Origin of the sequence: Devosia sp. (assembly GCF_014860165.1) — a bacterium.
Classification (GTDB): Bacteria; Pseudomonadota; Alphaproteobacteria; order Rhizobiales; family Devosiaceae; genus Devosia.
In genome coordinates this window covers 1-13917 of record NZ_JACZKG010000013.1, presented here as the reverse complement: position 1 = coordinate 13917, position 13917 = coordinate 1, and the positions used below count along the sequence as shown (strand labels likewise).

12 protein-coding genes are annotated in these 13917 nt (G+C 63.5%); 5 read left to right on the top strand and 7 right to left on the bottom strand.

The window, feature by feature from the left end; genetic code table 11:
* Positions 1-15 precede the first annotated feature (15 nt).
* Both flgK and IH615_RS03030 read right to left on the bottom strand, forming a co-directional pair.
* A complete protein-coding gene (gene flgK / locus IH615_RS03035; protein WP_291359701.1) occupies positions 16-1854 on the bottom strand; it encodes a flagellar hook-associated protein FlgK in 1839 nt (612 codons plus the stop codon).
* A 71-nt stretch (positions 1855-1925) separates the two neighbouring features.
* Positions 1926-3701, bottom strand: coding sequence for a flagellar hook-basal body complex protein (locus IH615_RS03030; RefSeq protein WP_291359699.1), 1776 nt, complete (start codon positions 3699-3701; stop codon positions 1926-1928).
* A gap of 198 nt (positions 3702-3899) precedes the next feature.
* Here IH615_RS03030 and IH615_RS03025 point away from each other — a divergent pair, with 198 nt between their 5' ends.
* The 4 genes from IH615_RS03025 to IH615_RS03010 all read left to right on the top strand — a co-directional run bounded on the left by IH615_RS03025 (position 3900) and on the right by IH615_RS03010 (position 8337).
* Complete coding sequence (locus IH615_RS03025; RefSeq protein ID WP_291359697.1) at positions 3900-4796, top strand: ATPase; 897 nt, start codon at positions 3900-3902, stop codon at positions 4794-4796.
* Positions 4797-4864: 68 nt separating this feature from the next.
* The gene (gene metA, locus IH615_RS03020) at positions 4865-5785 is read left to right on the top strand and encodes a homoserine O-succinyltransferase (protein ID WP_291359695.1); all 921 of its coding nucleotides are present in this window, start codon (positions 4865-4867) and stop codon (positions 5783-5785) included.
* A gap of 87 nt (positions 5786-5872) precedes the next feature.
* On the top strand, positions 5873-7324 hold the full coding sequence (locus tag IH615_RS03015; protein ID WP_291359694.1) for a YcjX family protein: 1452 nt from the start codon (positions 5873-5875) through the stop codon (positions 7322-7324).
* On the top strand, positions 7321-8337 hold the full coding sequence (locus tag IH615_RS03010; protein ID WP_291359692.1) for a TIGR01620 family protein: 1017 nt from the start codon (positions 7321-7323) through the stop codon (positions 8335-8337). Before IH615_RS03015 ends, IH615_RS03010 begins: the two co-directional genes overlap by 4 nt.
* Here the strand turns inward: IH615_RS03010 and IH615_RS03005 are convergent, their stop codons facing one another.
* Positions 8338-8766 carry a helix-turn-helix domain-containing protein gene (locus tag IH615_RS03005; RefSeq protein ID WP_291359690.1) on the bottom strand — a complete coding sequence of 143 codons (429 nt, stop codon included), beginning with the start codon at positions 8764-8766 and terminating at the stop codon, positions 8338-8340.
* Between the two features lie 95 nt (positions 8767-8861).
* On the opposite strand from IH615_RS03005, the gene IH615_RS03000 reads away from it, so the two are divergent.
* Entirely contained in the window at positions 8862-9437 is a 576-nt protein-coding gene (locus IH615_RS03000; protein ID WP_291359688.1) for an NAD(P)H-dependent oxidoreductase, read from the top strand.
* A 128-nt stretch (positions 9438-9565) separates the two neighbouring features.
* Here the strand turns inward: IH615_RS03000 and IH615_RS02995 are convergent, their stop codons facing one another.
* From IH615_RS02995 to IH615_RS02980, 4 genes are all read right to left on the bottom strand, one after another.
* Positions 9566-9886 (bottom strand): 2Fe-2S iron-sulfur cluster-binding protein, encoded by a 321-nt coding sequence (locus IH615_RS02995; RefSeq protein ID WP_291359686.1) that lies wholly within the window; start codon positions 9884-9886, stop codon positions 9566-9568.
* Between the two features lie 79 nt (positions 9887-9965).
* Positions 9966-10991 (bottom strand): NAD(P)/FAD-dependent oxidoreductase, encoded by a 1026-nt coding sequence (locus tag IH615_RS02990; protein WP_291359685.1) that lies wholly within the window; start codon positions 10989-10991, stop codon positions 9966-9968.
* Between the two features lie 71 nt (positions 10992-11062).
* Positions 11063-12337 (bottom strand): phosphoadenylyl-sulfate reductase, encoded by a 1275-nt coding sequence (locus tag IH615_RS02985; protein ID WP_291359683.1) that lies wholly within the window; start codon positions 12335-12337, stop codon positions 11063-11065.
* Positions 12324-13917, bottom strand: a 1594-nt coding sequence (locus tag IH615_RS02980; protein WP_291359681.1) for a nitrite/sulfite reductase, incomplete at its 5' end; no start/stop codon positions are given. The genes IH615_RS02985 and IH615_RS02980, both read right to left, overlap by 14 nt.

Below are 13917 nucleotides of genomic sequence, written 5' to 3'. Positions count from 1 at the left end.
GCTACTCCTTCACCGTCACGTCGCAGCCAGCAGGGCATCGAGCAGTTCCTTGACGACGGAAACCACACGCGCATTGGCGGCATAGGCATTCTGCAGCTCCATCAGGCGAGCCATTTCCTCATCGACATTGACGCCATATTCGCTCTGCATCTGGTCGACGATGGTATCGAGGGTCAGCTGGCGATCGTCGCGCTTGCTGATGGCCGCGTTGACGGTCGAACCCTGAAAGCCGACGATCTGCGAGATGACCTCGCTGAGGTTGCCGGTGAGCTGGAACCGCCCGGTATTGGCGGCGGGGTTGCCGCCGGACACGAACTGCATCTTGTTGAGCTGATCGATGACGTAGTCGGCGCGGTCTGAATCGCCCAGCGTGCCGCCGACTTCATACTGCACCAGCAGGCGATTGTCGGCGACGACGGCCGGATTGATCGAGATGCGTGCCGCAAAGCCCTGGATCTGCTGCGGGTCGGTATCGAGATTATTGGTGAAGGCCTTGTTGCCCTGGTCCACGAACAGGTTGAGACCGAGACCGGTGCCCTGCAGCCCTGTCGAGCTCGAGCGCGCGACCGCGGTGCGGACGTCAGTCCTGCCGGCGGCACCATCGTCCAGAATACGCAGGTTGTTGGCGCCGGTGCTGCTGATATCGAGGTTGGGCAGCTTGGCATCCAGCGCCGCGGCAACGGCTGCCGCGCCTGTCGAGAAATCGACGCCGATGACCCGCTGGCCGGAGGCGTCCACATAGTCCGACGCCTGGCTCGTATTGATGATGCGGACGCGCTTCTCCACGCCGTCTTCGGCATAGGTCAGAAGGACATCATTGCCCGGCGCCAGGTTGGAAATATCGACATCGAGCCCTGTGGCCGCACCGCTGGTGGCGGCCACGCCGGCACTCTTGTTGGTCGAAAAGGCAAGCGCCAGACCGGCGGCGATCTGGTCAAGCTGTTCCTGCGCCTCGACCAGCGTCCGGTCGCGCAGCGTCACCAGGCCGCCCAGTTCGCCTCCCTGCAAGACGCCCTGCGTCACCAGATCGATGGTGAGGCCCGAGGGGGTCGTCAGCGTCATCTTGCCGACCTTGGTCTGCGTCGGGTCGGGATCGAAGATCGAATTGGGGGACAGGTTGCCGGCGCTCTCGAACTTGAAGGTCGAGACCCCATTGTCGATCAGCCCCACGCCCGAGCGCGTCATCAGCGCCACCGTACCGTCGGCACGGTAGTCGGCTCGCACGTCGATCATCTCGGCGACCGAGCTTACCAGCCGGTCGCGCTGATCGAGCAGCGCGGCGCGCGCGGTTTCGGTCATGCCCAGGTCGAGCATGCGGTGATTGACCTCGGCGAGGGAGTTCAACATGCCGTTGAGGTTGTGAACGTTGGACGCTATCTGCCCTTCCGTCTCCTGGCGCATGCCCTGGACGGTGGTGGAAAGGCGGTTGAGCGTCTCCACCATGCTCTGCGCGGCGGATACGGCCTGCGCGCGGGAATTGTAGTCATCGGGGCTGGTGGCGATGCCCTGCAGGGCGTTCTGCAATCCGCTAAAGACGGTATCGAGTGAGCCTGCGGTACCGGGCTTGCCCAGAAATCCCTGCAACCGGTCGAGATAGCTGGCGCTCACGCTGGAATTGGCCGTGTCCGACACCTGGCGCGTGTAATAGGCCTGCAGGCTGGAATTGAAGGCGCGGTTGGTGCCGACCGAGCGGGCGTAGCTGCTGTCCTGGGAATTGTAGTCGAGAATGTTGAGCGACTGCCGGTGGTATCCGGGCGTGCCCGAATTGGCGATGTTGCGGCTCAGGATGTCGATGGAGTCCTGATTGACGCGCAGACCGGACACAGCGTTGGTAAGTGACGTTGTCAGACCCATTCAGGAGGACTCCAAACTGAGAAATCCGGCCCGGAACCCCTGGTCCCGGACCGCTACTGGCGAGCTCCGCCTCAGCGGATCATGTTGAGCGCTTCTTGCAGCATCTTGTCGGCGGCGGTGACGATGCGCGTACCGGCCGCATAGGCCTGCTGCGTCACGATCAGCTTGGTGAACTCGTCCGAGATATCGGTATTGGAGGCTTCAAGCGCCCCGCCGATGACGCCCGAGCCCGAGAGGTCGAGGATGGCTTCGCCCGATTCCGAGGTCGTCGCAAACACACCGCCATCAAGGCGCTTCAGCTTGTTGATGGCGTTGAATTCCGCCGTCACCACCTGCGCCATGTCGATACGCTCGCCATTGGAATAGGTGGCCACAACGCGGCCATTGTCATTGATGGCGACCGAAACGAACTCGCCCGCGCCATAGCCGTTCTGGTTCAAGGTCGACACGTTCACCGTGCCGTTCACGTCGGCGAACTGGGAAACACCATTGGTGTCGTGCTTGAGTTCGACCGTACCCAGGTTGACGCCGTTGACGGTCAGGTTGTTGATCGTCGCGGTGGGCACGCCAGGGGGCACGAGCGAACCGTCGCCAGAGAAAGAGTAGGTCTGGCCGATATTGGTCCACATCGGCGACGTGCCGGTGGCTTCGCTGTTGGACATGTAGAACAGGTTCCAGGTGTCCACCCCGCCCGCAGCCGCGCTATCCACCTTGGCCCAGCGCAATTGGACGTTGGCGGGCGCGCCGTTCTCGGCATAGACGGTGATGGCGCCACCCGCGACCGAGTTCGCCTTGAACTCCGCGTCGAGGTCCGCCGAAACGGTGGCGACAGCCGGTCGGGTTGGGGCAGAGGACGCGCCGGCTGTCATGCCCAGCGCCGCCATGGTGCCGGCCGAGCCAGCGACAGAGAAGGAGGCGTGATAGTCGGTACCGAGCGTGATTTCCAGGTTGTTGGCGCCGTTGAGGGCCACGGTGGCGGAGGTCGCCGCCGGCCCGCCAGCCGAACGCAGGCCCGCCTGCATCGCCGCCAGTGCCTGGGTGATGGTAATGGCCGGGGCGCTGTTCTTGATGTTGATGCCGGTATCGGTGCCGGCATAGGGGCCCAGGTCGCCATCATAGAAATCGAACTTCACCGCAGTGCCATTGACCGTGACGGTGATGGATTCGCCGGCCGTCATGACCGTGTCAGCGTCGTTGCCGCCCACCAGGGCAACCGTGCCGGTGCGCGATGCGGTGGTCGAACCCGCAATATAGTCGGCGGCTTCCAATAGCTCGCTATTGTAGATGGTCGGGTTGTAGCCGGTGTTCTTGGGCAGCTGCGGCAGGTTGGCCTGGTAGTTGACGCGGGTGGTCGCCTGCGCCGGCAGGAAGTTGTTCGAAAGCTTGATCACCTCGGGCACGGAGCCGGAAATATTGCCGGTCAGGGTGTCGATCGGCAGGCCCTTGAGGTAGTAGCCCGCGCCGTTGACCAGCAGGCCGTCCTTGTCGATCTCGAAGTCGCCGCGGCGGGTGTAGAAGTTGGTGCCGGCGAACACGGCATTGCCGTCCGACTGGCCGATCTTGGGCTCGACGACGAAGAAGCCGTTGGAGTTGAGGGCGATGAAGGTTTCGTCCGAAACCGTCTTGATGTCGCCCTGCACATTGTTGGTGCCGCGCGACTGGGCCAGCACGGCGCCGGGAACCTGGCGCGAGATCGGAGCATCGGGGATCAGGTCGAGGAAGTCAGTCTCGATGCGCTTGTAACCCGTGGTCTGCGAGTTCGCGATATTGCCCGAAATGTTCTCCAAGGCATGTGCCTGGGCCCGCAGCCCGGTCACCGCACTGGAAAGAGCGCCATAAATGCCCATGTGATACTCCGTAAAACCCGTTTGCGTCGTCGGACGCGTTCACCAGGAACAATGCAAACGCGATGCCAACTCGCCTTTCCCTTGATTTGATTGGGTTATTCCGGCCCGATGCCCGCGAATGTGGCAACATCCCGGCAATTGAGTCCGAGCCACCGGCAGATTTTGCCGCCTGCTTGTGGAGGCGGGGCGCTTGCAGTAATGCAGAAGCCTGCAATTCCGGGTCATTCCATGCTGTTCACTAGTGCCGATGAGTTTGTGAAAGCGCCGCGCCGCGCGGTGACCGTGTTCGGCATGGCCGGCGTCGGCAAGACCCGGCTGAGCAGCATGCTGCGCGCCAGCAAGTGGTTTCACTACTCGGCCGATTATCGCATCGGCACGCGCTACATGGGCGAGTACATCGTCGACAATTTCAAGCGCGAGGCCATGAAGGTGCCGTTCCTGGCGGAATTGCTGCGCTCGGACTCGATCTACATCTCGTCCAACATCACCTTCGACAACCTCGATCCGCTCTCGACCTACCTCGGCACGCCCGGCAACCCCGACAAGGGCGGCTTGCCGCTGCCCGAATACCAGCGGCGCCAGGAGCAGCATCGGGTGGCCGAAATCGCAGCGCTCCAGGACGTGCCGTATTTCATCGAACGGGCCAAGGCGCTTTACGGCTACGACGACTTCATCGCCGATACCGGCGGCTCGCTGATCGAGGTCATCGACCCCGCGAACCCCGAAGACCCGGTGGTCAAGACCTTGGCCGCTTCCACCGCGCTGCTCTACATCCGCGGGACCGACAAGGACACGGCCGAACTGGTCCGCCGCTTCAAGCAGTCACCCAAGCCGATGTATTACCGCCCGCCCTTCCTCCTGGAGAAATGGGCCGAGTACAAGCTGATCAACGGCATCGTGGAAGACTGCGACGTCGATCCCTTGGGCTTCGGCGCCTGGGGCTTCGAGGCGCTGCTGCATGACCGGCTGCCGCGCTACCAGGCACTGGCCGACAATTTCGGCTATGTGGTGGAGGCTTCGGACCTGGCGACGGTGCGCGACGGTGATGAATTCATCGATCTCATGGCGGCCGCCATCGAACAGCGAATGCGCTAGCGCGCTTCCTTCGGGGAGACGCGCACCGCCTGAATCGCTTTTCGATCAAACTCGCTCAAGAGGCTGATATGCCTATACGAATTCCCGACAACCTGCCTGCCCGCAAGACCCTTGAGGACGAGGGCGTCTATGTGATGGACTCAACGCGCGCCGCGCGGCAGGACATCCGCCCGCTCTCCATCGGCCTGCTCAATCTGATGCCGAACAAGGAGCGCACTGAAACCCAGTTCACCCGCCTCATCGGTTCGACGCCGCTGCAGGTGGAACTGACGCTGGTGCGCGTCACCGACCACCAGTCCAAGAACACCTCCGAGGACTACCTCAAGACCTTCTACAAAACCTGGGAAGAGGTCCGCAGCGCCAAGTTCGACGGCTTCATCGTCACCGGCGCGCCCATTGCCAATATTCCTTTCGAGGAGGTGCGCTACTGGCCCGAAATGGTCGAGATCATGGATTGGACGCAGACCAATGTGCACCACACCATGTTCATCTGCTGGGGCGCCCAGGCCGCCTTGCACCATTTCCATGGGGCTGTGCGCTACCGCATGCCGTCAAAGGCCTTCGGCGTGTTCCGCCACCAGGTGGTCAGCCCGCGCTCGCCCTATCTGCGCGGCTTTTCCGACAGCCCGATGATTCCGGTGTCGCGCTACAACGACATCGACCGGACCTCGCTGGGCCCCGACCTCGAAATCCTGATCGACAACCCGGAGATCGGGGTCTGCATGCTGGGCGACGCGAAGCACCGCGCAGTGCATTTCCTCAATCACCTCGAATATGACAACCGCTCGCTGGCGGATGAATATGAGCGCGACATCAAGGCCGGCCTCGACACGCCACCGCCGGCCAACCTGTTTCCCAATGGCGACACGTCAGCCACGCCGGAAAACCGCTGGCGCAGCCATGCCCACCTGCTGTTCCAGAACTGGATCAACGAGATCTACCAGACGACCCCATACGACATGGCGGAGATCGGGACAGGCAAGGCCTGACATCAAGGGCTCCGCCATGGCGGAGCCCAGCCGCTTGAACCGTCTCCACAAATCCCTATCTTGCGGACGGACAAGTGAGACCCCAGCGTGCCCCAGCCACCCACGACCATCGTCGACGAACTGGGCATCGCCCTCTCCAACCTTGCGGACGCCGCCACCGGCGCGTTTACCCCCACGCTGCGTCTGGGCGTGACCGGCCTCAGCCGGGCCGGCAAAACCATCTTCATCACCGCTCTGGTGCACAATCTGCTGACCGGCGGCCGCCTGCCCGGCTTCACCCCGCTGGCCGAGGGTCGCTTCATCGGCGCCAGGCTCGCGGAATATCCCGATGCCACTGTCCCGCGCTTTGCCTATGAACAGCATCTGGAGGCCCTGACCGGCAAGACGCCGACCTGGCCCGAAAGCACGCGGCGCATCTCCCAGCTTCGCATCGTCCTCAAATACCAGTCGAAGAACTGGTATTCCGGCATGACCGGCCCATCGACGCTCAATCTCGACATCGTCGACTATCCCGGCGAATGGCTGCTCGACCTGCCGCTGCTCGGCCTGAGCTTTGCCGAATGGAGCGCGGAAGCACTGGAACGGGCCCGGCGCCCGGGCTCGGGAAAGGAAGCGGGTCCCTTCCTCGACCTGCTCGACAGCATCGATCCGCACAAGGACGCCAACGATCCGGATGCCGAACGGCTGGCCGCCGCCTTTACCGAATACCTGCGGCGCAGTCGCGAGCATGGCGCCTTGTCCACGCTGCCGCCGGGCCGTTTCCTGCTGCCAGGCGATCTCGAGGGCTCCCCGGCGCTGACCTTCGCACCCCTGCCCCATCAGCAGCAGACCATGCGCGGCAACAGCCTCCACGCCATGCTGGAGCACCGCTACGAGGCCTATAAGGATCGGGTCGTGCGCCCCTTCTTCCGCGACCACTTCGCCCGGCTCGACCGCCAGATCGTGCTGGTCGACACGCTGCGCGCGCTCAATGCAGGGCCGGCCGCGGTGGCCGATCTGGAGACCGCACTCACCGCCGTACTGGGCTGCTTCCGTCAGGGCGAAACCAATCCCCTGCTCCGCCCGTTCGTGCGCCGCATCGACCGCATCCTGTTCGCCGCGACCAAGGCCGACCACGTTCACCACACCAGCCATGACCGACTGGAAGCCATTCTCAACCGGCTGGTGGCCAATGCCGCCAAACGCGCCCGCTTTGCCGGAGCTGAGGCGCGCCCCATCGCCCTGGCGGGCATAAGGGCGACGCGCGAGGGCACCATAGTCGAGGCCGGCGAGACCTTGTCGACCATCATCGGCACGCCCATGGCCGGGGAAGAACTCGACGGCACCATCTATGACGGCAAGACCGAAATCGCCTTGTTTCCCGGGGACTTGCCGGAGCGCCCGGATTCACTGTTCGAGGACGGAACGCCGGTCTCGCTCAACTTCCTGCGCTTCACGCCACCGCAAAAACTCGACCGCAACGCCAACGGCGATGTGGTCCTGCCCCATATCCGCTTCGACCGGGCGCTGGATTATCTGCTGGGAGACTGGCTCGCATGAAACGGCCCGTTGCCCGCCCCACCGCCACAACCCCGGCAGCAGACACCGAAGTCACCAACCGCGCCCCGCGTGCCTTCGCACCCGCCCAGGTGGCGATTGCCGAGCCCGACTTTGACCCGGTTGCCGATGAGAGGCTGGTGGCACCCCCTCCCCGCCGCATGGGCTGGGTCGGCCGTCTGGCCTGGACCGCGGGCGGCATTCTCGTCTCCGCCGGCCTGGGCCTTGCCGCCGACCGGTTGATCCGCGACCTGTTTGCCGCCAATGCGTGGCTCGGCTGGCTGGGGCTTGGCGTGCTCGGCGTCTTCGTCGTCGCCATACTGGCCCTGGCGGCGCGAGAAGTCTTCGCCCTGCGCCGCCTGCGCGTGCTCGACGCGCTACGCCGCGACGCCGCCCTGGCAACAGCAGAAAATGACAGCCATCGCGCCAAACATGTCGTCGGCAGCCTCGCCGGCATCTATGCCGACCGCCCCGATCTCGCCCGCGCCCGCCAATCGGTGGCCGACCACCTGCCGCATCTGCTTGATGGTCACGAAATCATCGCCCTGGCCGAGCGCAGCCTGATGACCCCGCTGGATGCCCGTGCCAAGGCGCTGACAGCCGCTTCGGCCCGCCGCGTCGCCCTGGTGACTGCCGTGTCGCCCCGTGCGCTGGTCGACATCGCCTTCGTGATCTATGAGAGCATCCGCCTTGCCGGTGCGATTGCGGCCCTCTACGGGGCCCGCCCGGGCTTCTTCGGCTTCTGGCGGCTCACCGGTGCCGTGCTGGCGCATCTGGCCGTCACCGGCGGCCTGGTGCTGACCGATGGCATAGTCGAACAGCTGGTGGGCCAGGGCATCGCTGCCAAACTCTCGGCGCGTCTCGGAGAGGGCGTCGTCAATGGCCTGATGACCGTGCGCGTCGGCATCGCTGCCATGCGGGTCGTTCGACCGCTGCCCTTCGAGACGCAGCCGCAGCCTGTGGTGCGCGACTTCATCCCCGAACTGACCAAGCTCACCGGCGACGCCGCTCCATAGCTATTCGGCAGCGGCCAACTGCTGCCTTGGGGCGACCCGGCCCTTGCGCGTTGGCAGGGCCTCGGGATTGGCGGCGAAATATCGCTCCCGTGCCGCCAGCACTTTGGGGCGGTTGTCGACGGCCCACTTACCCAGAAGGTCGAGCGGCTTTTGCAGGTCGCGACCGAGTTCGGTCAGTTCGTAGTCGACGCGTGGCGGGATTGACGGCGTCACCGTGCGGGTAACGAAGCCATCCATTTCCAGGTCCCGCAGGGTCGCGGTGAGAACCTTCTGGCTGATGCCCCCGACCATCCGCTTGATCGTTGAAAACCGCATTGGACCGCCGCTGAGCATGTTGATGATCAGCACCGTCCACTTGCCGCCGATCTGGTTCAAAATCTCCCCGACCGGGCGGCAGTCGTGGTGAAGTTCGAGATCGACAGGTTTCATTTTTGTACCTCGCGTATCGAAAAAGTGCCGTCTTGTGGCGTTTTTGACAGTCACTCATATAGCGTCAGTCACCAACAGATACCACGGGTACTGACATGAAAAACGTCGCCGTCCTGCTCGGCAGCCTGAGCGAAAACTCGATCAACAAGACGCTGGCCAAGACCTTCGAAAAGCTGGGCGAGGGTCGCCTGCGCTTCGATTATCTCGATATCGCTGCCCTGCCCTTCTACAACAACGACCTGTGGGACAACCCGCCCGCCGCCGTCACCCACCTCAAGCATCGAGTCGAGGCCGCCGATGCCGTGCTGATCGTGATGCCGGAATTCAACCGCTCGTTCCCCGCTATCATCAAGAACGCGCTGGATTGGGCATCGCGCCCCTATGGCCAGAATTCCTGGGCCGGCAAGCCACTGGCCATTGCCGGCGCCAGCCCGGGCGGCGTCGGCACGGCGGCCGGCCAGAGCCAGCTGCGCGCCGTCTTGCCGGTGCTTGATTTTGTGGTGATGGGCCAGCCCGAGGTCTATTTCCAGTTCAAGCCGGGCCTGATCGACGAGCATTTCGAAGTCACCGACGACCAGAGCCGGGCATTCCTGGCCGGGTTCGTCGATAGCTTCGCCAACTGGATCGACAGGCATGGTGAGCGCGACACGCTCAGCGTCGCAGCGGAGTAGTTCGGCGCCGGACGATACGCGTCACCGGGTCATTCCCGCGCAGGCGGGAATCTCTGTTTCACATACCACCGCAAACGGAGATTCCCGCCTGCGCGGGAATGACCCCGTGAGTGTGGGTGGATGTGAATCTAATCCTTGGCGGCGCTCGGCGCCAGGGTCAGCTTGAGCCCGTCAATGGCATCGCTGCACAGGATCTGGCAGCTCAGCCGCGAGTTGGAGCGGACGTCGCCGACGCTGTCGAGCATGTCCTCTTCTTCCTCGCTGGGCGCACCAACGGTTTCAAGCCAGTCCTTGTCGACATAGACGTGGCAGGTGGCGCAGCTCAGTGCCCCCCCGCACTCGGCCTTGATGTTGAGGCCCCAGTCGCGGATCACCTCCATGACGCGCCAGCCTTCGAGACCCTCAAGCTGGTGCGTTTCACCGGCCTGGTCGGTAACGTGGATAATCATGGATGGGTCCTCAACTTCGAGGGCGTCCATACCCCCGGACAAGCCCTTCCCGCAAGGGGAAGATCCTGCACATTTCGGCTTAGGCGACGCCCAGCTTCTTCTGCAACTTGGTCGAGCTGGTGGTGTACTGGAACACCACGCGCTCGCCCGGCGAGACGATCGCCTTGGCGGCCTGCGCCATCAGCGCGGCCTCGTGGAAGCCGCTCAGGATCAGCTTGAGCTTGCCCGGATACCAGTTGATATCGCCGATGGCGAAAATGCCCGGCACGGAGGTTTCGAATTTCTCGGTGTCCACGACAATGGTGTTGTCGTTGAGCTCAAGACCCCAGTCGGCAACGGGACCCAGCTTCATGGTCAACCCGAAGAAAGGCAGCAAACGCGTTGCCGGCAATGAGAGATCGCCCGCATCGGTGCTGAGATGAACATGGTCGATCTGGCCATTCTCGCCGTCGAGCTTGGCGATCTGCCCGGTGAGGAAGTTGATCTTTCCCTCGCCGACAAGTTCCTGCATCTTGTTGACCGAGGCCGGAGCCGCCTTGAACACGGCGCGGCGATGCACCAGCGTCAGCGAGCGCGCGATGGGCTGCAGATTCAGTGTCCAGTCCAGCGCCGAATCCCCGCCGCCGACGATCACCACGTCCTGACCGCGGAAATCGTCCATCTTGCGGACCGAATAGAACACCGACTTGTTCTCGAAAGCCTCGATGCCATCGACCGGCGGGCGCTTGGGCTGGAACGAGCCACCGCCGGCCGCGATCACCACGATCTTGGTGTGGAAGATCTCGTCGGCATCGGTTGCCAGCCTGAAGGAGCCGTCTTCCTGCTTCTCAATGGAATTGACCATCCGATTGAAGTGGAATTCGGGGGCAAAGGGCGCGATCTGGGCCATCAGGTTGTCGACCAGCTGCTGGCCGGTAACCACAGGGAAGCCGGGAATGTCGTAGATCGGCTTTTCCGGATAGAGCTCGGCGCACTGGCCGCCGGGGCGATCCAGGATGTCGATGAAATGGCATTTGAGATCGAGCAGGCCCAGCTCAAAGGCCGCGAACAGCCCGCAGGGGCCCGCGCCGATGACGACGACATCGGTGGTGATTTCAGTGGTCATTTCGTCTCGAAGTCCGTTTTCGCCGGGGTTCAAGCACCCCAGGTTAAGATGTGCGACGCGATCCGCTTAGCCTAGGAGACGCGACGAAGGAAGGGGCGGGTGCCGACGGGAACCTCAGTAGTGCCCACCGGCTGGTAGAAGATCGCCACTTCCGGCAGGCGGTTCTCGACCAGCGCCGCGCGGGTCGGTTCGTGGGTCACGACCAGCGCGTTGAAGCCGCAGCGGCGCATATGCGGAATCTGATCCTGCAGCACATCGCCTACAGCCCTGATTTCACCGGCATATTTGTAACGCTCTGCGAGCAGGCGCGCCGTGGAATAGCCGCGACCGTCGCTGAAGGCCGGGAACTTGATGGCGATCGAGGCAAAGCGGCCAAGGTCGGCTTCCACGTCCTCGACGCGATCACCCGGCACGATCAGCAATCCAAGCGGATGCTGGGTGGCGAGGAAGGCTTCGCGGTTGGCCAGGAACACCGGCAGCGGGACATGGCGGTAGCTTGCCGTGGCCGGGCCGCTCTCCTCCGTCCATTCGTGGAACGGGTCGGCGATGAAGGCGCCGTCCTTCCACAGCGTATGGCGGGCAGCGGCAGTCATCGGCGAGGCAATCGCTCCGTTGAAATCGAAATGGATGCCGCACTCTTTCTTGTTGAGACCGCGCCACCGTCCGGCACGCGGATCCTCGCCCTCGGCAACAACCGAGGTGCAGGGTGCGCAGCCGATCGACTTGTAGCCCTTAGCGAACAGCGGATGCTCGGGCAAGCCGTGGTCGATCTTGTACTGGTTGACGTCGACGTCGGAGAAATAGGCTAAAGGGTTGACCTTGATGCGATTATCGCTGGTCAGCTCGAAATGCGGCAGCACGCCGCGCTCCTTGGTCTGGAAGCGCTTCCGGCCGGTGACCCAGCCGCCATACTGCTCGGTGATCGGCTCAAGCGGCTCCGTCTTGCGGATATGGCAGCAGGAATCGGGGTCCGTCTCCCACAGATCGCCATTGGGATCGAAGCGCTTGACGTCATCCGGATTGGGATGAATGGCGTGGACGTTGATCAAGCCCAGGTGCTTCTTGAGGGTCTCGACATAGTCCAGCGTCTCGGCGAAATGCTTGCCCGTTTCGAGGAAATAGACCGGCATGGATGGGTCGACCTGCGCAACCAGATGCAGCAGCACGGCGGAATCGGCGCCGAAGGACGAGACGATGGCCAGATCGCCGGGCAGGACGTCGCTGACCGCGTAGCGCAGTACGCCCACGGCGTCCATTTCGTCGAACATACCGTTAAGAGCCAGGATACCCAGCGCGCGCAGCTTGTCATGCGCGGGCTGAACCGGCGCCAGCTTAGGCATTGCCATAGAGGGCCTCCTTGAACGGCGCTTCGCCCAGGCGGCGATAGGCCTCGATGAACGTCTCGTCGGCGCTGTTGCGCCGCGCGATATAGGTATCGACCAGCGTCTCGATGGCGCCGGGAACCTGCTCGGCCTCGAAGCCGGGTCCGATGATCTTGCCCACCGAAGCCTGCTCGGTGGCGTCGCCACCCAGCGTGATCTGGTAGAGCTCGCCGCCCTTCTTCTCCACGCCGAGAATGCCGATATGGCCGACATGGTGGTGGCCGCAGGCATTGATGCAGCCGGATATCTTGATCTTGAGGTCGCCGATTTCCGCCTGGCGCTGAGGCTCGGCGAACTTGCGCGAGATTTCCTGCGCGATCGGGATCGACCGAGCATTGGCCAGGGCGCAGAAATCGAGGCCCGGGCAGCAGATCATGTCGGTGATCAGGCCCGTATTACCCTCGGCCACGCCGGTCGCCACCAGCGCGTCATAGACGGCGCGCAGGTCGGAGATGGCGACATGCGGCAGCACGATATTCTGCTCATGCGTCACCCGCAATTCGTCGAAGGCATAGCGCTCGGCGATGTCGGCGATATCGTCCATCTGCTTGTCGGTCGCGTCGCCGGGGGCGCCGCCGACAGGCTTGAGCGAAATGGTGACCGAGGCATAGCCCGGCTCGCGATGCGAATTGATGTTGTTGTCGAGCCAGCGGCCATAGGCCGGGTCGATGATTGACTCGTAGGCCACGTCGATCTTGGTCGCCGGCAGCGCCTTGAACTGGGGCGGCGCGAAATAGGCGGTGATGCGGTCGACTTCCTCTGCCGGCAGCGTCAGCACGCCACCGCGGACCTCGGCAAACTCGGCCTCGACCTGCCCTTTGATGGTCTCAAGCCCTTCTTCGTGCACCAGAATCTTGATGCGGGCCTTGTACTTGTTGTCGCGGCGGCCGTAGCGGTTGTACACGCGCATAATCGACTCAAGATAGGCCAGCAGGTGCTCGTTGGGCACGAAGCTGTTGATCAGCTTGCCGATCATCGGCGTGCGGCCGAGGCCACCGCCGACCCAGACTTCCCAGCCGATATCGCCAGCGGCATTGGTCGCTGCCTGCAGGCCAATATCGTGGAAGCGGATGGCGGCACGGTCGTTCGGAGCGCCGGTGATGGCGATCTTGAACTTGCGCGGCAGATACGAGAATTCCGGATGCAGGCTTGACCATTGCCGCAAGATTTCTGCTATCGGGCGTGGATCGATGATCTCGTCGGCGGCAGCGCCGGCAAAATGGTCTGCCGTCACGTTGCGGATGCAATTGCCCGAGGTCTGGATGGCATGCATCTCGACTTCGTTGAGATGCTCCATCATGTCGGGGATGTCGCGCAGCTTGGGCCAGTTGAACTGGATGTTGGTGCGCGTCGTGAAGTGGCCATAGCCGCGGTCATAGGTGCGCGCCAGATAGGCGAGCTTGCGCAGTTGCTTCGAGCGCAGCGTGCCGTACGGGATGGCGATGCGGAACATGTAGGCGTGGAGCTGCAGGTAGAGCCCGTTCATCAGCCGCAGCGGCCTGAACTGGTCCTCGTTGATCTCCCCGCTGAGCCGGCGGTTCACC